The sequence below is a fragment of the Geobacillus sp. BK01 genome (genome assembly GCF_052220245.1).
GTDB lineage: Bacteria > Bacillota > Bacilli > Bacillales > Anoxybacillaceae > Geobacillus.
In genome coordinates this window covers 18317-37840 of the sequence record NZ_JBQPTH010000002.1, presented here as the reverse complement: position 1 = coordinate 37840, position 19524 = coordinate 18317, and the positions used below count along the sequence as shown (strand labels likewise).

The window sequence follows — 19524 nt, the reverse complement described above, 5'->3', positions numbered from 1 at the left end:
CCAGTTTCCTCGGTCTAAACATTGTAAGTGTATCAGTTTTCCGGCATAAAGTCAATGAAACACGAACATTAAAAACGATTATAAGTACTTTTATTCGTTTATTAACCGAGGCAACGAAGAGATGAACGCGCCGTTTTATGCCCCCGGCGGAATTTGCGCTTCATCGAAGCGGCGCTCTAGGTTGACAAACTTATTATACTCCTTGATAAAAGCGAGCTGCACCGTCCCGACCGGGCCGTTACGCTGTTTGGCAATGATGATTTCGATGATGTTTTTGTTCTCGGAATCTTTATTATAGTAATCATCGCGATACAAAAAGGCGACGATATCAGCATCTTGCTCAATGCTTCCGGATTCACGAATATCAGACATCATCGGCCGCTTGTCCTGGCGCTGCTCGACGCTGCGCGACAGCTGCGACAAAGCGATGACCGGCACTTCGAGCTCACGGGCGAGCGCCTTTAACGAGCGGGAAATTTCCGACACTTCCTGCTGGCGGTTTTCTTTGCTGCGCCCGCTTCCTTGGATGAGCTGCAAATAGTCGATGACAATCATGCCAAGACCGCTTTCTTGTTTCAGCCGACGACATTTGGCGCGGATGTCGCTGACACGGACGCTCGGCGTATCGTCAATATAAATACCGGCATTCGATAAGCTCCCCATTGCCATCGTCAGCTTGCCCCAATCTTCCGGCGTCAGTTTACCCGTACGCAAGTTTTGCGCGTTGATGTTGCCCTCTGCACAAAGCATCCGCATCACCAGCTGCTGGGCGCTCATTTCCAAACTGAAAATGGCGACATTTTCGTTCGTTTTCGTCGCCACATTTTGCGCAATGTTTAAGGCAAACGCTGTTTTCCCAACCGACGGCCGGGCAGCCACAATGATGAAATCGCTCCGCTGGAAACCGGACGTCATCCGGTCAAGCTCGGTAAATCCGGTCGGGATGCCAGTAATTTCTCCGTTCCGGTTATGGAGCATTTCAATGTTGTCGTACGTTTGAACGAGAACATCCTTAATATTTTTAAAAGCGCCCGAATGCTTGCGTTGGGAAACCTCCATAATTTTCCGTTCTGCTTCATCAAGCAGAAGATCGATTTCGTCTTCCCTTGTGTACCCGTCTTGGGCGATCGATGTCGCCGTGCGGATGAGGCGGCGAAGCACCGATTTTTCTTCCACAATGCGGGCGTAATATTCGACATTAGCCGCTGTCGGCACGGCGTCGGCGAGTTCGCTTAAATAGGAAACGCCGCCGATTTCTTCAAGCTGCTCGGAAGCGGCGAGTTCCGCTGTCACGGTTACTAAATCGACCGGCTCGCCTTTGTCGGCGACACGAAGCATGGCGTGGAAAATTTTTTGATGGGCGGCGCGATAAAAATCTTCTGGAATTAATATTTCCGAAGCGAGCGTTAACGCAGTGGGATCTAAAAACACGGCGCCAAGCACAGCCTGCTCGGCTTCAATGCTCTGCGGAGGAATTCGTTCAGAAAAAAGTTCGCTCATCGTTTCACCACCTTTTCCCCTGTTAGCCGATAAGCAAGGAAGCCCCGCCGCAGCGGGCGGGGGCATCTTCGCATCCTAGGATGAACCGTGACCGTTATTTTTGTTCCGTCACGTGTACTTTTAACGTTGCCGTCACTTCCGGATGAAGCTTCACCGGCACGTTCGTATATCCGAGCGCACGAATGGCATCGTCAAGCTCGATTTTCCGCTTATCAAGCTTCAGACCGTGTTGGGCTTGCAGCGCCTCGGCGATTTGCTTGCTCGTGATCGAGCCAAACAAACGACCGCCCTCGCCCGCCTTCGCCGCAATTTCCACCGTCAGCTTCTCAAGCTGCCCTTTTAACGTTTTGGCATTGGCCAACTCTTCCGCCGCTTGGCGCTGTTCCTTTTGCTTTTGCGCTTCGAGCGCCTTTAAGTTCGCTGGCGTCGCTTCAATGGCCAGCCCTTGTTTGAACAAAAAGTTGTTCGCATAACCGTCAGCGACGTTTTTGATCTCCCCTTTTTTTCCTTTTCCTTTTACATCTTTTAAAAAGATGACTTTCATGCTGGCTTACCCCCCTCAAAATAGTCATGAATAGCTTCACGAAGCTGCCGCTCCGCCTCCCCGACTGTCACCCCGGACAACTGGGCGGCGGCATTCGTTAAGTGCCCGCCTCCGCCAAGCCGCTCCATAATCACTTGCACATTGACATCACCGAGCGAGCGGGCGCTGATGCCGACTGTTCCGTCAGCCCGTTTGGAAATGACGAACGAAGCGACAACACCGCTTAACGTGAGAAGCGTATCAGCCGTCTGTGCAATTAGCACTTGGTCATGTACTTCGCTCTCGTCTCCTTTGGCGATGGCAATGCCATGCTCATCGATCGCTGCCCGCTCAATCAGCTTCGCCCGTTTGACGTAATTGGCCACACTTTCCCGCAGCAGCTTTTGCACGAGCACCGTGTCCGCCCCTTGGGCGCGCAAATGCGACGCCGCATCGAACGTTCGCGAACCGGTGCGGAGTGTGAAGCTTTTCGTATCGACGACAATGCCGGCGAGCAGCGCCGTTGCTTCCAGCATCGATAATTTTACCCGTTTCGGCTGATACTCTAACAACTCCGTGACGAGCTCAGACGTCGATGAAGCGTATGGCTCCATATAGACGAGAATCGGTGCCTCGATAAATTCTTCGCCGCGGCGATGGTGGTCAATGACGACAATATGGTCGGTGCGATACAACAGCCGCTCTTCAATGACGAGCGACGGCCGATGCGTATCAACCACGATCAGAAGCGTATCTTCCGTTACGAGTTCAAGCGCCTGTTCCGGCTTGACGCATCTTGACCATAACTCGGCCTGTTTTTTCATTTCCTCAAGCAACCGCTGCGCCCCGGCATCCGTTTTCGCCGCGTCAATGACAAGGAATCCTTCTTTTTGATTCGATTGGACGACTTTCAAAATGCCTATGGCAGCCCCAAGTGCGTCCATATCCGGATATTTGTGACCCATAATGAGCACTTTATCGCTTTCGGCGATCAGTTCGCGAAGCGCATGAGAAATGACACGGGCGCGGACACGCGTCCGCTTCTCCATCGGGTTCGTCTTGCCGCCGTAAAATTTCACTTTTCCGTTTCCTTGCTTAATCGCCACTTGGTCGCCGCCGCGCCCTAACGCCAAGTCTAGGCTCGATTGGGCAAGCGCCCCAAGCTCCGGAAGCGAGGATACGCCGGCGCCGATACCGATGCTCAACGTAAGCTGAGCCTGATGTTTTGCCGTTTGTTCACGCACTTCGTCCAAAATCGAGAACTTGCTTTTTTCCAATTGGGTCAATGTATGCTCGTTCAGCACGGCAATAAATCGGTCGGACGACGTCCGTTTTAAAAAGATGCCGTAATCGTTCGCCCAGCGGTTTAATACGGACGTGACAAGGCTGTTCATTTGGCTTTTCGCCTGATCATCCATTCCCTGGGTAATCTCATCATAATTGTCGAGAAAAATAATCGCCAACACTAATCGCTCCGCCTCGTACCGCCGTCTCAGCTCCATATGCTCGGTGACATCGAAAAAGTAAAGAAGCCGTTCATGGCGGCGGACGATCACTTTCAGCTGTTTTCCATTCAGTTCAATGATGTCTTCATCTGTTTTTCCTTTTTTCACAAAGGCAGCCAACGGCTCGGAAAGTTCAGCGAGCGAGCGCCCAACTAACGTCTGTTCTTTAAAGCAAGTCGCCAAAAACCGGTTTGACCATTCGATTTCGCCTTCCTCATCGATGAGCATAATGCCGATCGGCATCCGCATCAACGCTTCCTCGCCGACTTTTTTTACCCGGTGCGACAAATTGGAAATATATTGTTCCAGCTCCTTGTGTAAAGAGCGTTGCGACCAAATGACGTAGTAAAGCAAAAACCCGACACCGAGGAGACCGATCAGCCCAAGCAGCCATTGAAAATAGAACAAGCCAACGGCCATGAGCACCGCCAGAGCGGCTAACGCATAGGACGGGTAGCGGTACGCTTTCCTTTCATAAAAATGGGACATTCAAGTCAGCTCCTACACTGAAGAAATGGCTCACCTTATCCAATTATTATATGCGGCGGCGCAAATCAAATCCTACATCAATTATACCGAATATCGCCACAAGATAAAGTAGAAAAGGCAGGAATAAGCAAATAACCGTCCCCGCCACTACAACGCCTTTCCCGATGCCTTTTTTGTAAGCAGCATAGTACAAAAACGAAAATCCTTGCACAATCATGGCGAGCTGCAACACATATGAGATGTTCAATACAGCGATGTATGGGAATGTCCCCTCTTCAATCGGAAATAAAGAAAAGACGAGCACCAGAATGTAAATCCATAACACGCTTTTCGGCAAAGAGAGCTCACGAAACGGCGGCCACGTGCCGACCGGGAGCTTCAGCCTCTTCAGAATAGGCAACGAAACGACAATCGTCACATAAGCAAGGGCAAATGAAGCGATGACAAACAATGTCGGAATCATGTAGCCGATCAATTCAATTCCTTGTTCCAACTGTTTTTGCATCTCCGCTGGCGGCTCTTGGCCCATTCCTTCCATCACGCGCATTGCTGTATCAAACGATTCACGTACTAGCGCCAGCGTATCTTGGATCATATCAACTTGCAAAAACTGAATTGAAATGACATAGTCAAGAACAATGTTGACTAAAAACACAAGCGCGCCGACGAGCAAAACAAGGTAACGGTTTTTCTTTTTCGCCAGCATCGCGCCGACCGCTATGCCAACGGTTCCGAACATAAGTGCCATCGGCAGCGACAAAAGTGAGCCGATGAGACCGGAAACAACAAGGGACGCGATGAGCAGCAAACAAGCGGAAGCGAGTCCGTGACGCATCGTAAACACCATAAACGGAAGCGCCAAAAATAAGACAGCGATAACCCCGATGAACGGTACGTATAATGCGAGCAGAAACAAAACGGCAAACAGTGCAAGTTCAATCGCTGCTTCGGTGAGAGCGTGCGTTTTCCGCAATGAACGTTCCCCTTTCCAACTATTTTAGCCGGCTTACATAGAAAAAAGCAGTAAGGTCCCCCTTACTGCTTTTTTTTTGACTCACTCGTCCGCAACGTACGGCAAGAGCGCCATTTGGCGCGCGCGTTTGATCGCGACCGTCAGTTTGCGCTGATATTTCGCGCTCGTTCCCGTTACGCGGCGCGGTAAAATTTTGCCGCGTTCGGAGATGAATTTTTTCAGCAAATCAACATCTTTGTAGTCGATGTGTGTAATGTTATTTGCTGTGAAATAACATACTTTGCGGCGTTTGCCACGACCGCCTCTCCGTCCTGCCATGTCTATTTCCTCCTTCCTGCTTTCTAGTTGTTCAGGTAATTCGGTGACATACTCCCCCCACCTACGCTTCGCTTAGCGGTGGGGGCTTCTCGGGTAATCCCTTCTCATGATGGGAAGTTGACCGAGCGATCCCCGTGTGCCCCACGGTTCTGGTAGACGTTAGACTACGCCTAACTGTCTCATTCCCTCTTTTTTGATAAAGCCAACCGACATTCATCTCCCACGTACTCATTGGGCTGCGCCCTGCACATTCCTTGAGGATGGGAGACTTCTTTTGGAAACCCGTTAAAACGGCAAATCATCATCGGAAATATCGATCGTCTGGCCGTCATTGGCGAAAGGATCTTCATCGATGCGGCCAAATCCTTTTTCGTTCGGATGACGGTGGTTCTGATCTTGTCCGAATGGGAACGGATCCCCATAGTAGCCGCCTGCTGCTGCCCCCCGCTGCTCGTTGCTTCCTTTTGGCTCAAGAAATTGGACGTTATCAGCCACCACTTCCGTTACATACACGCGCCGTCCTTCTTGATTTTCATAACTGCGGGTTTGCAGCCGGCCGTCCACTCCGGCCAAGCTTCCTTTTTTCAAGAAGTTGGCGACGTTTTCCGCTTGGCGGCGCCAGACGACACATTGAATAAAGTCAGCTTCCCGCTCGCCCTGCTGGTTCGTGAACGGGCGGTTGACCGCGAGCGTAAATGTGGCAACAGCCACTCCGCTTGGAGTGTAGCGCAACTCCGGATCTTTCGTTAACCTGCCGACTAAAATGACACGGTTAATCATCAGAACCACCTCTTAACATATACGAAAAATTATTCTTCTTCTTTCACGACGATATGACGGATAATGTCTTCGCTGATGCGCGCTAAACGGTCGAATTCTTGCACCGCTTGCGGTTCTGCCATAACATTGAGGATCATGTAATAGCCGTCGCGGTATTTTTCAATTTCATAGGCTAAGCGGCGTTTGCCCCAATCCGTCACATTCGTAATCTCCGCACCGTTCTCCTTCAAGATGTTGTTGAACCGTTCGATGACAGCTTGTCTCGCTTCATCGTCCATATTCGGGCGGATGATGTACATAATTTCGTATTTTCTCACGCTCGTCACCTCCTTTTGGTCTAAACGGCCCTTCCACTGAAGGGCAAGGAGCAATAACCATTACTCACATTCGTTGATTATACCACGACTGGCAGCGATAAGCAAGGGAGTTCCCCACATTCCGCCCACAAAAACATCTTCCAGCCTTGTTGCTAAAAACGGGGGACGGACGGGGAAATTGCCTCCCCGGCCAACGCCATAGTTTCCCTTTGAGCTTGCTTTATGTCACACGTTGAACCGGAAGTGTATAATATCGCCGTCTTGCACTTCGTAGTCTTTTCCTTCGAGGCGAACTTTACCAGCTTCACGCGCTGCGGCCATCGATCCGGCGGCGACTAAGTCGGCGTATGAAACAGTTTCCGCACGAATGAACCCGCGCTCAAAGTCGGAATGAATAATGCCGGCGCATTGCGGCGCTTTCATTCCTTTGCGGAACGTCCATGCCCGCACTTCCTGCTCACCGGCAGTGAAAAACGTGGCCAACCCGAGCAAGCTGTAAGCGGCGCGGATGAGCTGATCAAGGCCGGACTGTTCGATGCCGAGCTCTTGCAAAAACTGCTGCTTTTCCTCATCGCCGAACTCGGCGATTTCTTCCTCAATTTTGGCGCAGACGACGATTACTTCCGCATTGTCACTTTTGGCAAACCCGCGCACTTCCGCGACAAACGGATTATCGTCCGGGTTGGCGATATCGTCTTCGCCGACATTGGCGACGTACAACATCGGCTTTGTCGTCAGCAAGTGCAGCTGCTTGACGACCTTCATCTCCTCATCGGCGAACTCGATTGTGCGCGCCGGCTTGCCGGCTTCGAGCGTCTCTTTTAACCGCAGCAAAATTTCGTGTTCAAACGCCGCCTCTTTATCCTTTTGCTTGGCGATTTTGCCTACCCGCTCGATTCGTTTGTCAACCGTCTCTAAATCGGCGAAAATGAGCTCCAAATTGATCGTTTCAATATCGGCGAGTGGATCGACTTTGCCGGCGACGTGGGTGATGTTTTCATCGTTAAAACAACGAACCACTTGACAAATGGCATCAACTTGACGGATGTGCGATAAAAACTTGTTGCCAAGCCCTTCTCCTTTGCTTGCCCCTTTGACGATGCCGGCGATATCGGTAAACTCAAAAACCGTCGGCACGGTTCGCTTCGGTCGAAACATTTCCGTCAACACCGTCAATCGCTCATCCGGCACTTCCACGACACCAACGTTCGGTTCAATCGTACAAAACGGATAGTTGGCAGATTCAGCCCCTGCCTTTGTAATGGCGTTAAACAACGTCGATTTGCCGACGTTTGGCAACCCGACGATTCCTGCTGTCAATCCCATTCGTTCCACTCCTCTTTCCCGTTCACATCTTCCCTCATTATATGGGCTGGCGCGAAAAATGACAAGCGTACAGCTAGCGGGGAGTTTTTCCGGCGGCCCACCTCAAAAAAGCGGTTTAAACCGTTTAGTTTGCCTTTGACATCGTTTTTTCGATATTGACCAAACAGTCATAAATCGTGCTGCCACAGCCGTTGTCCGACTCCAAATCAGACGTGAGCACATTAACCGGCCCGCCAAACGCTCCCCATTGTCCTTCGTCAATATTGATCGTCCCCGGATGAGCCCCATCAAGCACTTTGACCGTGCCCTCGACCGATCCGCGGCCGTTGTAGACGCGCGCTTGATCGCCGTCAATGAGCCCTTTTTCGGCGGCGACATCGGCCGCGACTTCAATGCGCACTGCCTGCAGCGCCGGAATGAGCGGATAGTGCTGTGAATGGTTCGACCGGAGTGGGTGAATCGTCAACAACCGGTACGGATATTTCGCGGCCAATAATGGATTGGCCTCTTCTGATTCGGCCGGGTACATCATTTGCAGCCGTCCGTCCTTTCCTTTTTGCCGGGCGGTTGCGGACGTAAATTCATACTTGCCGCTTGGCGTGTGAAAGCGACGGTCATGCCACGGCACCGGGTCAACAGGCAAAAGAACGCGGTGCTCGGTCTTCAGCCGCTCAAGTGTAATGCCATACCGCTCTAGAGGCCGGAGCGCCATCGCCAAAAACTGATCACGCGTATAGGCAAACGCATCGCCAAAGCCGAGGCGTTTCGCCAGCTCCGTCCAAATCCAAAGGTCGGGCTTCGCCTCGCCAGGCGGATCGATAAGCTTCGGTCCGTAGTTCAAATACGCATGGTACATCGACGAACAATAGGCGTCTTCCTCTTCAAACGAGGCGGCAACCGGAAGGACGTAATCAGCGGCGGCGGCCGTGTCCGTCATGAACTGCTCAAACACGACGACTGTCTCAACGGAAGCGAATGCCTTTTTCATTCGGTTCGTATTGGGCACTTGGGCAAGCGGATTGCCGCACGTGACGATGATCATCTCAATAGGCGGATCGTCCGCCCGCAAGATCTCTTCCGCCTGCTTCATCATCGTCCACGTGCGTGACACTGTTTTTCGATCCGGAAGTGTTAAGGCTGCCTTGTCAAAACACTCGCTCACTTGCAAGTTGCCAAAGTTCGCCCCTCCACCCGGAATGCCGACGTTGCCGCTCACCGCAACAAGGGCGTCGATCCAGCGGATCGTATTGCCGCCGTTCGCATAACGCTGCATGCCAAGCCCAAGATATGTCGCCGTCGGCCGGTCGCCGTAAAGCTGGGCGAGCTCTGTTATCATATGGCGGCTGATACCGGTGTGCCGCTCGATTTCCTTGAGCGAAATCGTCTGCAATAGTTGTTCGACGTCATGAAACCCGACCGTATGCCGTTCAATAAACACACGATCCTCTAGTCCGAGCCGAAGCAGCTCTTTCATAATGCCCATCGCCAAAAAGGCGTCCATTCCGGGCTTCACACATACGTACCGGTCAGCGATGCGCGCCGTCGGGCCGAACAGCGGATCGATGACAGTAATCGTCGCGCCGCGCTTTTTCGCCGCAAGCAATCGTTCCAATAAATGCATGTTCGTTCGGGCGACATTTCGCCCCCAAATGACGATATGACGGCTGTTGTCGATATCTTCCGGCGCATGGCTGTACGCGTTGCCAAAATCCCACGTCTGCGCCTCAATGCCAGCACCCCAGCAAAGGCTGCCGACAAGCTCCGTCACCCCGCCGTAACAATTGAAAAAACGCTGATCCAGCTGTTTCAGTAGTCCGTTATTGGCGTAATCATGACTATGGAGCACAGCTGTCGGACCGAGCCGTTTTTTTAATTCCTGCATTTTTTTAGCGATGTCATCAAGCGCCTCTTGCCACGAAACACGGACAAATTTCCCATTCACTTTTTTCAATGGATAAAGGAGCCGCTCCTTGGCGTTTGCCCGCTCTTTCAGCATCCGCCCGCGTCCGCAAATCGTCCCCTTTGTAATGGGATGCTGTTCATCGCCATCAATGCGCACCACTTTTTCACCGTTTACGGTTACCTTAAGCCCACAAACGTCCCAACAGTTGAGCGGACACGACGTCACATACGTTGTTTCCATCGTTTCCCTCCTCCCCCCTCATTAACAAAAGAGCATGGGACAGCCGCCCATGCTTTTTTGGCTCACTTTCCTTTATTCCTCATGCTTGACTACCACTTTTTTCATTTTGCGGACAAACTCCTTGCGCGGCAAAAGAACGCTATGGGCGCATCCTTCGCATTTAATGCGGATATCAGCGCCGAGGCGAATCACTTTCCAACGGTTCGCCCCGCACGGATGCGGTTTTTTCATTTCGACGATATCATACAGGCCAAATTCTTTCTCTTCCATCCGCTACCCCCCCATGATTGTCACGATTGTTGCCTTTGCCATTTGGCATCGAGCGGTTCCTCTCCGCCGCGCCGATGCAATACCATCCTTGGGTACGCAATTTCGATTCCGCGTTCGTCTAACAACATTTTCACTTCTTTACGGATGGCTCTTGCCACACCGACATGACTCATCGGCTTCGTTTCACATGTAATGCGAAGAACAACTTCTGAGTTCACTAAGTTTTGTACGCCAAGCAGCTGAGGCGGTGCGACCATGTCCTCATATTTTTCCGGCAGCTTCGGCAGCAGTTCGCGAATCGCCTTTTCCGCCTCTTCAATATCTTCTTCATAGGAGATGCTGATATCCACTACCGCCAAACTGTTGTGGAGCGAGTAATTCGTCACTTGCGTAATGCTGCCGTTGGGCAAAATGTGCACTTCTCCCGTCCAACTTTTAATTTTCGTCACCCGCAGCCCGATCTCTTCCACATACCCTTCAAAATTGCCGATGCGCACGTAATCACCGACCGCAAACTGGTCTTCAAAAATGATGAAAAACCCGGTGATGATGTCTTTCACTAAGCTTTGCGCCCCGAAACCGACGGCCAAGCCGACGACCCCGGCTCCGGCCAACAGCGCTTTGACGGGAACACCAAACGTATCTAAAATCATCAACAACGCAATAAAATATAGTACATACGTAATCACATTGTCTAACAGCCGCGCTAACGTCATCTCCCGACGTTCCGAAATGCGGAGCGGCGCTTTCTGGCGCACTTTGAACACGTTATGGACGGCCATTTTCAACACTTTCACCGCTATGGCGCATATGAGTAGGATAAGAACAATCTTAAGCACCCCTGTTCCAATCCGAAGCCACAGCTCCTCATTCATCAAAAACTCAAACAGCCGGCTAACCGTTTTTTCCATCGTATTCAATGTTGGCGACACCTCAACCTTTTCTATTTTGCGCTTTTTATTTTAACAAGACAGACCATTGATTGGTAGTCATGCAGCGAAAGAAAAAGAAAAACAAACGCCAAGATGTATATCATTCTTCCATTTTCCGTATACTGTTAATACTTTTGAATCGAAAGTAGGAGTGAAGCGAATGAGCATACCGTCAATATTTTTCTCTTCCAGGGAGGAAAAAGATCGCGTTTTTTATGATGAACAAGGGGCGACGACCTCAATCGCCTGGCGGATCGCTTCGCTGCTTCCCGATCCGCTCGCCCAGCCGGTTGTCATCGTTTGCATCGGCACGGACCGCTCGACCGGCGATTCGCTTGGACCGCTTGTCGGCACGATGCTGAAAGAGAAGCTGTTGACCCGTTTTCACGTATACGGAACGCTCGAGGAACCGATCCACGCTGTCAACCTAGAAGAAAAAGTGAGGGCCATTCAGCTCATTCATCGTGACCCATTTATGATCGCGGTCGACGCCTGTCTTGGGAGGCTGAAAAGCGTCGGCGCCATCACCGTAGCAAAAGGGCCGGTCCGCCCTGGGGCCGGGGTGAATAAGCAGCTTCCTCCCGTCGGCGACGCCCATATTACCGGAGTAGTGAATGTCAGCGGGTTTATGGAGTTTTTCGTCCTGCAAAATACGCGTCTTCATCTCGTCATGAATATGGCCAAAACGATTGCCAGCGGCATTTATGAGGCGGAACGGCATCTCGTCCGCAAAGAGCGGATCGCCGTCCAACCGCTTCCGAAAGACCGCCATTCATTATGGTAGGCGGAACATCCCCATCTTGACAAGGTATTCAAGAAGGGGATTTCTTTTCTCCTTGCCTTGAAGATACAGGCAGCGGGCGCCGTCAAGCGAAGAACGAAAGAGCGAAAACAGCAGCCGCCGCCACGAGAATGCTCGGCAGCAAATTGGCCACACGAATGTTCGTCAAACCGAGCATATTCAGCCCGATCGCCATAATTAAAATTCCCCCGGTCGCTGTCGATTCAGCGATAAATGAATCCAATACTTCCCTTGGCACAAACCGCTCGATTTGCGTCGCCAATAACGCGATGCCGCCTTCGTAAATGACGACGGGCAAGGCAGCGAACATGACCCCAATGCCAAGCGTCGTCGTTAAAATGACGCTAGCGAAGCCGTCCAAAATAGATTTCGTATAGAGAATGCTATGGTCGCCGCGCAGTCCGCTGTCAAGCGCCCCAACAATCGCCATTGCACCGATGACAAAGAGCAGCGTCGCGCTGACAAACCCTTTGGCGATGCTTCCTTTCCCGTTTCCACCGACTTTCTTCTCCAGCCATTGGCCGAGCCGGTTCAGCTTTTCTTCCCAGTCCCAAAACTCCCCGAGAATGCCGCCGAAAACGAGGCTGAAGATAACAACGAGAAACTGTTCACTTTTCATCCCCATCTGAACGCCAAGAAGCGCTACCGCAAGCCCGATGCCCCCCATTACCGTCTCTTTTACCCGCTCGGGAATACGGTGAAACCATTTTCCGATCAAGGCCCCCACCACAATGCTAATTCCGTTCACAATCGTCCCTAGCAATACCATGATGTTCAACCCTCTCTAGCTCCAGCAAAAATAAACCGGCCCCTATTGCCAGGCCGCTCCTACTCGTCGAACTGCACATCGAGCAGTTCCAATATTCTTTCTAAATCTTCCGGGGAAAAAAACTCGATTTCGATTTTCCCCTTTTTTTTCGTCTGTTTAATGGTGACGTTCGTGCCGAATTTTTCGCGCAACAGCGATTCGCTTTCCCGGAGAAACACGCTTTTTTCCGGTGGTTTCCGTTTCGATGTTTCACGTGAAACATTTCCGTTCATTTGCTGGATGAGTTTCTCAAGCTGCCGGACGTTCAGCCCATCGCGAACCGTCCGCTCGACGACGAACTTCATTTTGCTTTTTTGCTTCAGCCCTAAGAGCGCCCGACCGTGCCCCATCGACAGCGTACCGTCCACAAGTAGTTTTTGTACTTCCGGGGGGAGGGACAATAAGCGCAAATGATTGGCAATGTGCGGGCGGCTCTTGCCGACGCGGCTGGCGATTTCTTCTTGGGTCAAATGCAGCCTGTCGATCAACATTTTATACGCCATTGCTTCCTCGATCGGATTCAAATCCTCACGTTGCAAGTTTTCCAAAAGGGCAAATTCCATCATTTGTTCGTCCGTTAGCTCGCGCACAACGACAGGGACCGATGGCAAATCCGCCTCTTTCGCCGCCCGGTAGCGCCGCTCGCCAACGACGATTTCAAATCCCTTCGGCGAACGGCGGACGATGAGCGGCTGCAAAATGCCGTGCTGCAAAATCGATTGTTTCAGTTCCTCAATCGCTTCGGGTTGGAACGTTTTCCGCGGCTGGTACGGGTTCGGATGGAGGGTGTGGATGCTGACCTCTTGCACGATTTCCTCTTTTCCATCGAGTTCGAGGTTGTGAAACAGCGCATTGATGCCTTTGCCAAGACCTTTAGCCACGTTCAAGCACCTCCTTTGCCAGTTCCAAATACACTTCCGCCCCCCGCGATTTGACATCGTATAAAATCACCGGCTTGCCGTGGCTTGGCGCCTCACTCAGCCGCACGTTTCTCGGGATGATCGTTTCGTACACCATTTCCCGAAAATACTTTTTCACCTCTTGGATGACTTGCAATCCTAAGTTTGTCCGTGCATCGAGCATGGTCAATAAGACACCCTCAAGGCGCAAATCATAGTTTAAGTGCCGCTGCACGAGCCGGATTGTGTTGAGCAGCTGGCTGAGTCCTTCAAGCGCATAATATTCGCACTGAACAGGAATAAGCACGGAATCCGCGGCTGTCAGGGCATTTAACGTCAACAGCCCCAATGAAGGAGGACAGTCGATAATGATAAAATCATACATGGCTTTGAGCGGCTCAAGCGCATTTTTGAGCCGGATTTCGCGGGAGATGACCGAAACGAGCTCAATTTCCGCACCCGCAAGCTGGATCGTCGCCGGAACTACGTATAAATTTTCGATGTTCGTCGGCCGAATAACCTCTTTTGCCTTCATATCGCCAATAATAACGTTGTAAATGCATTCATCAACATCGCCTTTTTCAATGCCAATGCCGCTTGTCGCATTCCCTTGCGGATCGACATCAACAAGCAGCACCTTTTTTCCGAGATGCGCCAAACAGGCAGACAAGTTGACGGCCGTTGTCGTTTTCCCGACCCCGCCTTTCTGGTTTGCAATAGCAATGACTTTGCCCACGATGCCACCTACCTCTACCTCTTACTCATAAATTCTATTTTATCATGAAAATAAGAAAAATGACGTTGTTTTCTGAAAGAAAAAACCCCATCAGCCGCGCTTGATGAGGCAAAAGGTGACTTCGTTATTTTTTGGCGATGCGGATCGTAATTTGATAATAATCGTCAAACTCTTCCTCTTCGGAATGAACCGATACCCCGCTGTTTTCCACCATGGAAAGCGACTGGCGAATCGTGTTGACGGCGATGCGCATATCACGGCTGAACGCCTTTCGCTTCGGCTTCGGCTTTCGTTCACCTGCTTCAAGCATCTTTAACACTCGGTCTTCCGTCTGTTTGACATTTAATTGTTTCTCAATAATTTCTTGCAGCAACTTCAGTTGTTTCTCTTTATCTTTCAACACGATTAACGCGCGGGCATGGCGTTCGGTGATCGTCCGCTGCAGGAGCGCCTCCTGCACTTCTTGCGGAAGCTTGAGCAGGCGCAGCTTATTGGCGATTGTCGACTGCCCTTTGCCGAGGCGTTGGGCGAGCGCTTCCTGCGTTAAATCGTGGAGCTCAATCAGCCTGGCATACGCCATCGCCTCTTCAATTGGCGTCAGTTCCTCACGCTGCAAATTTTCAATGAGGGCAACGGAGGCGGTTTCCTTATCGTTTAAGTTTTTAATAATCGCGGGGATTTCCGTCCAGCCAAGCTTTTGCACCGCTCTCCATCTCCGCTCGCCGGCGATGATTTCAAATTGTCCGTTTCCACATTCGCGGACAACGATCGGTTGGATAATGCCGTGCGTGCGAATCGTCAATGCCAGCTCGGCAATTTTCTCTTCATCAAACACCGTGCGCGGCTGAAAACGGTTCGGAATGATGCCGGCAACTGGAATATGGCGAACTTCTTCCCTCTCTTGCTTTTCCCCCGCTTCTTCCTGCTCTTTTTCTCCAAAGCTGAACAAGCGCGAAAACGGATGCTTCATCCCCCTACACCACCTTTGGACATACTTGGCCAGCATTCTCTGTTTTGCCCGGCAGAAGCCGCTGCCTGTGGCCGTCTTTGTTTCCCTCGGCACGAGGCGCAAGACGGGAGTCGACACAGCCTTCTTTGCCTTTCCCGCCGCGTCCTCAAAAGGTTACTGAATCGGCTGTTTGCTTGGCGTTCCCGGTTTGCGCGGATATTGAGCCGGCGTCTTTTTCGCTTTGCGGACGAAAATAATCGTCCGTTCCCCTTCCTCAAACGGCAGCGTGAACGTTTCCGCTGCTTTCACTTCCCCGCCGAGCACAGCGATCGCCTTTTTCCCCTCTTTCAACTCTTCGGACGCCGAAGCGGCTTTCATCGCGATGAATGTACCGCCGATTTTCACAAGCGGAAGGCAAAGTTCGGCAAGCACCGGCATGCGCGCCACCGCCCTCGCTGTAACGATGTCGAACGATTCACGCATCTGTTTTTGGCGGGCAAACGTCTCCGCACGGTCGTGATAAAGGGCAATATCGTGAAGCCCTAGTTCTGCGGCAAGATGCTGCAAAAAGCGGATGCGCTTTTGCAGCGAGTCGACGATTGAAACGCGCAAGTGCGGAAAGCAAATTTTAAGCGGGATGCTCGGGAATCCTGCCCCGGCGCCGACGTCACAAAGCGAGAACGGCTTGGAAAAATCGTAATAAAAGGCCGGGGAAACCGAATCAAAAAAATGTTTTACATACACGCCGGGCTTGTCCGTAATGGCGGTCAAATTCATCTTCTCGTTCCATTCGACGAGCAGTTCATAGTAGCGCTCGAACTGCGCAAACGCCTGGGAAGAGAGGGAAATTCCCCTCTCTTCGAGCATGGCTTGAAATTGTGTCGCCTCCATAAGCCAATCCTTTCCCTCATGTTTATTCATTCGACACGCGCGCGATTCTTCCTTGTTCCAAATACACTAATAATATCGAAATATCGGCCGGATTGACGCCGGAAATGCGCGAGGCTTGGGCGATCGAGAGCGGGCGCACTCGCTTCAGCTTTTGCCGCGCCTCGGTTGCCAGTCCTTGGATGGCGTCGTAATCGATATCTTCCGGGATTTTTTTGTTTTCCATTTTTTTAAGCCGCTCAACTTCTTGCAGCGATTTTTGGATGTAGCCTTCGTACTTGACTTGAATTTCCACTTGCTCAGCGACTTCCGGGGCGACGTCCTCATCCGCCGGCGCCAGTTTTCGGATATGTTCATACGTCATTTCCGGACGCCGGAGCAAATCGGCGGCGCGGATGCCGTCTTTCAGCTCGCTTCCGCCCGCTTCGCGGATGACTGCCTGCACTTCCGGCGTCGGTTTGATGATCACGGTTTGCAGCCGTTTTTTCTCCCGTTCGATCGCTTCTTTTTTCGCCAAAAACGTTTCATACCGTTCTTTCGAAATCAAACCAATCCGATAGCCGAGCTCGGTCAGGCGCAAATCAGCGTTGTCGTGACGGAGCAACAACCGGTATTCAGCGCGCGATGTGAGCAGGCGGTACGGCTCGTTCGTCCCTTTCGTCACCAGGTCGTCGATCAAAACACCGATATAGGCGTCCGAACGGCTCAAAATGATCTCCTCGCGCCCAAGCGCGCGGTGGGCGGCGTTAATGCCGGCCATAATGCCTTGGCCCGCCGCTTCTTCGTAGCCGGATGTGCCGTTGATTTGCCCGGCGGTATACAAGTTTTTCACAAGCTTTGTTTCCAACGTCGGCCATAGCTGGGTCGGTACGATCGCATCGTACTCGATCGCATAGCCGGCCCGCATAAGCTGCGCTTTCTCGAGCCCCGGAATCGTTTCAAGCAGCTTGCGTTGAATATGTTCCGGCAAGCTCGTCGACAACCCTTGCACGTATACTTCTTCCGTTTCCCGTCCTTCCGGCTCCAGAAAAATTTGGTGACGCGGCTTATCATGGAACCGGACAACCTTGTCTTCAATCGACGGGCAATAGCGCGGTCCGGTTCCTTTAATCATGCCGGAGTACATCGGCGATAGGTGCAAGTTCTCGTCAATGATGCGGTGCGTGTCCTCTGTCGTATATGTCAGCCAACATGGCAGCTGGTCGGTGATATATTTGGTCGTCTCGTACGAAAACGCCCGCGGTTCCTCGTCGCCCGGCTGAATTTCCGTTTTGCTGTAATCGATCGTCCGGCTGTTGACACGCGGCGGCGTGCCCGTTTTGAAGCGGACGAGCTCAAACCCAAGTTCCTCTAAATGCTCGGACAGCCTGATCGACGGCTGCTGGTTGTTCGGGCCGCTTGAATATTTAATATCGCCGATAATAATTTCTCCGCGCAAAAACGTCCCGGTCGTAATGACGACGGCTTTGGCGTAATAATGCGCCCCTGTTTGTGTGATGACACCTTTGCAGACGCCGTCTTCAACGATGAGCCGCTCAACTTTTCCTTGCAGCAGCGTCAAGTTTTGTTCGTTTTCGAGCGTCTTTTTCATTTCCCGCTGGTACAGCACTTTGTCAGCCTGCGCCCGCAGTGCGCGGACGGCCGGACCTTTGCCGGTGTTGAGCATCCGAATTTGAATGTACGTTTTATCAATGTTTTTCCCCATTTCCCCGCCAAGAGCGTCAATTTCGCGCACGACAATCCCTTTCGCCGGGCCGCCGATCGACGGGTTGCAGGGCATGAACGCGATCATATCGAGATTGAGCGTAATGACGAGTGTTTTCGCCCCGATGCGCGCGGCCGCCAACGCTGCCTCACAGCCGGCATGACCGGCGCCGATGACGATGACGTCGTACGATCCTCCATGATACTCCATTTCGTTTCCTCCTTGCTTATTTTCCTAAACAAAATTGGGCAAACAGCTGATCAATCAAACTTTCATGCACTGTATCGCCCACGATTTCACCAAGCAGCTCCCACGCCCGGCGCAAATCGATTTGCACGAGATCGACCGGCATGCCGGCATCAATGCCAGCCAGCGCATCTTCCATCGCCTTTTTCGCCTGTTCGAGCAACGCGATATGACGGGAGTTTGAAACATAAGTCAAATCACCGGCCTCTAGTTCGCCGCCAAAAAATAAGTCTGCGATCGCTTTTTCCAGTTCGTCAATTCCTTGTTCGCGCAATAGTGATGTTGCCACAATCGGACGACCGGCCGCAAGTTCTTTGACCCGCTCCATATCAATGTGCTGAGGCAAATCTGTTTTATTGACGATAACGACGATATCCATTCCCTCTGTCATCGCAAACAGCCGCTCATCTTCTTCCGTCAGCGGTTCATGGTAATTCAAAACGAGCAAAATTAAATCGGCCTGTTTCAACATTTGCCGCGAGCGCTCGACACCAATCCGTTCAACAATATCCTCTGTCTCACGGATGCCGGCCGTATCAATCAAGCGGAGCGGCACACCGCGGACATTGACATACTCCTCAATGACATCGCGCGTCGTTCCCGGGATGTCAGTGACGATGGCCCGGTTTTCGTGGGCGAGCGCATTTAATAGCGATGACTTGCCGACGTTCGGCCGCCCGATAATGACTGTGGCTAAGCCTTCGCGTAAAATTTTCCCCTGCGTGGCGGTCGAAAGCAGCTTTTCGATTTGTCCGCGCACGTATTCCGCCTTCTCCCTTAGCAGGCGCGGCGTCATCTCTTCGACGTCATCGTACTCCGGGTAGTCAATGTTAACTTCAACATGCGCCAGCGTCTCTAAAATCGTCTGCCGCAATTCGCGGATCAGTTTCGACAAGCGCCCCTCCATTTGCAACAAGGCGACATTCATCGCCCGATCCGTTTTAGCCCGGATTAAGTCGATTACCGCCTCGGCCTGCGACAAATCGATGCGCCCGTTTAAAAACGCTCGCTTCGTAAATTCCCCCGGCTCGGCAAGCCGCGCTCCGTTCGCGAGCACTAACTGCAACACCCGGTTGACGGAAACAAACCCGCCATGGCAGTTAATTTCCACTACATCCTCGCGCGTAAACGTCTTCGGTGCCCGCATGACCGATACCATCACTTCTTCAACGGTCCGTCCGCTTTTCGGATCGACGATATGTCCGTAATGAATCGTGTGTGACGGGACGTCTTTCAGCCGCTTTCCAGCCGGGCTCTGAAAAAGCCGGTCGGCGATCTCCACCGCTTCATCCCCGCTCAAACGGACGATGGCGATCGCCCCCTCTCCCATCGGTGTTGAAATAGCGGCAATCGTATCAAATTCTGTCACCGCTTTTCACCTCGCTTTTCTCCGTTCCTTTTATATCCACAGCCTT

General features: G+C 51.9%; 19 protein-coding genes. 1 reads left to right on the top strand and 18 read right to left on the bottom strand.

Going from position 1 to position 19524, the window contains the following annotated elements; genetic code table 11:
• Positions 1-135: 135 nt before the first annotated feature.
• The 11 genes from dnaB to ACTVDO_RS02450 all read right to left on the bottom strand — a co-directional run bounded on the left by dnaB (position 136) and on the right by ACTVDO_RS02450 (position 11064).
• The gene (gene dnaB, locus ACTVDO_RS02500; RefSeq protein WP_020961637.1) at positions 136-1500 is read right to left on the bottom strand and encodes a replicative DNA helicase; all 1365 of its coding nucleotides are present in this window, start codon (positions 1498-1500) and stop codon (positions 136-138) included.
• Between the two features lie 94 nt (positions 1501-1594).
• Positions 1595-2044 (bottom strand): 50S ribosomal protein L9, encoded by a 450-nt coding sequence (gene rplI / locus ACTVDO_RS02495; protein ID WP_020961638.1) that lies wholly within the window; start codon positions 2042-2044, stop codon positions 1595-1597.
• A complete protein-coding gene (locus tag ACTVDO_RS02490; RefSeq protein ID WP_442900975.1) occupies positions 2041-4017 on the bottom strand; it encodes a DHH family phosphoesterase in 1977 nt (658 codons plus the stop codon). Before ACTVDO_RS02490 ends, rplI begins: the two co-directional genes overlap by 4 nt.
• Positions 4018-4063: 46 nt before the next feature.
• Positions 4064-4990 carry a YybS family protein gene (locus tag ACTVDO_RS02485; RefSeq protein ID WP_020961640.1) on the bottom strand — a complete coding sequence of 309 codons (927 nt, stop codon included), beginning with the start codon at positions 4988-4990 and terminating at the stop codon, positions 4064-4066.
• Between the two features lie 81 nt (positions 4991-5071).
• A complete protein-coding gene (gene rpsR, locus ACTVDO_RS02480) occupies positions 5072-5308 on the bottom strand; it encodes a 30S ribosomal protein S18 (RefSeq protein ID WP_020961641.1) in 237 nt (78 codons plus the stop codon).
• Between the two features lie 285 nt (positions 5309-5593).
• Positions 5594-6088, bottom strand: a complete 495-nt coding sequence (ssb, locus tag ACTVDO_RS02475; protein ID WP_020961642.1) for a single-stranded DNA-binding protein — start codon at positions 6086-6088, stop codon at positions 5594-5596.
• Positions 6089-6117: 29 nt separating this feature from the next.
• Positions 6118-6405 carry a 30S ribosomal protein S6 gene (gene rpsF / locus ACTVDO_RS02470; RefSeq protein WP_020961643.1) on the bottom strand — a complete coding sequence of 96 codons (288 nt, stop codon included), beginning with the start codon at positions 6403-6405 and terminating at the stop codon, positions 6118-6120.
• Positions 6406-6630: 225 nt separating this feature from the next.
• A complete protein-coding gene (gene ychF, locus ACTVDO_RS02465; RefSeq protein WP_020961644.1) occupies positions 6631-7731 on the bottom strand; it encodes a redox-regulated ATPase YchF in 1101 nt (366 codons plus the stop codon).
• A 124-nt stretch (positions 7732-7855) separates the two neighbouring features.
• Positions 7856-9874: a molybdopterin-dependent oxidoreductase gene (locus ACTVDO_RS02460; RefSeq protein WP_442900974.1), complete on the bottom strand. Its 2019-nt coding sequence runs from the start codon at positions 9872-9874 to the stop codon at positions 7856-7858.
• A 72-nt stretch (positions 9875-9946) separates the two neighbouring features.
• Positions 9947-10144, bottom strand: coding sequence for a DUF951 domain-containing protein (locus ACTVDO_RS02455; RefSeq protein ID WP_020961645.1), 198 nt, complete (start codon positions 10142-10144; stop codon positions 9947-9949).
• A gap of 20 nt (positions 10145-10164) precedes the next feature.
• Complete coding sequence (locus ACTVDO_RS02450; protein WP_020961646.1) at positions 10165-11064, bottom strand: mechanosensitive ion channel family protein; 900 nt, start codon at positions 11062-11064, stop codon at positions 10165-10167.
• Between the two features lie 172 nt (positions 11065-11236).
• On the opposite strand from ACTVDO_RS02450, the gene yyaC reads away from it, so the two are divergent.
• Complete coding sequence (gene yyaC / locus ACTVDO_RS02445) at positions 11237-11860, top strand: spore protease YyaC (protein WP_020961647.1); 624 nt, start codon at positions 11237-11239, stop codon at positions 11858-11860.
• 82 nt (positions 11861-11942) lie between these two features.
• Here yyaC and ACTVDO_RS02440 read toward each other — a convergent pair whose 3' ends face one another.
• The 7 genes from ACTVDO_RS02440 to mnmE form a co-directional block, all read right to left on the bottom strand.
• Entirely contained in the window at positions 11943-12647 is a 705-nt protein-coding gene (locus tag ACTVDO_RS02440; protein WP_442900973.1) for a DUF554 domain-containing protein, read from the bottom strand.
• Between the two features lie 59 nt (positions 12648-12706).
• On the bottom strand, positions 12707-13567 hold the full coding sequence (locus tag ACTVDO_RS02435; RefSeq protein ID WP_020961649.1) for a ParB/RepB/Spo0J family partition protein: 861 nt from the start codon (positions 13565-13567) through the stop codon (positions 12707-12709).
• Entirely contained in the window at positions 13560-14321 is a 762-nt protein-coding gene (locus tag ACTVDO_RS02430; protein WP_020961650.1) for a ParA family protein, read from the bottom strand. The genes ACTVDO_RS02435 and ACTVDO_RS02430 overlap by 8 nt, the downstream gene beginning before the upstream one ends.
• A 124-nt stretch (positions 14322-14445) precedes the next feature.
• Positions 14446-15291: a nucleoid occlusion protein gene (gene noc / locus ACTVDO_RS02425; RefSeq protein ID WP_020961651.1), complete on the bottom strand. Its 846-nt coding sequence runs from the start codon at positions 15289-15291 to the stop codon at positions 14446-14448.
• A 153-nt stretch (positions 15292-15444) separates the two neighbouring features.
• Positions 15445-16161 (bottom strand): 16S rRNA (guanine(527)-N(7))-methyltransferase RsmG, encoded by a 717-nt coding sequence (gene rsmG, locus ACTVDO_RS02420; RefSeq protein WP_442900971.1) that lies wholly within the window; start codon positions 16159-16161, stop codon positions 15445-15447.
• Between the two features lie 22 nt (positions 16162-16183).
• A complete protein-coding gene (mnmG, locus tag ACTVDO_RS02415) occupies positions 16184-18073 on the bottom strand; it encodes a tRNA uridine-5-carboxymethylaminomethyl(34) synthesis enzyme MnmG (RefSeq protein WP_020961653.1) in 1890 nt (629 codons plus the stop codon).
• 16 nt (positions 18074-18089) lie between these two features.
• The gene (gene mnmE / locus ACTVDO_RS02410) at positions 18090-19478 is read right to left on the bottom strand and encodes a tRNA uridine-5-carboxymethylaminomethyl(34) synthesis GTPase MnmE (protein ID WP_020961654.1); all 1389 of its coding nucleotides are present in this window, start codon (positions 19476-19478) and stop codon (positions 18090-18092) included.
• Between the last annotated feature and the right edge of the window lie 46 nt (positions 19479-19524).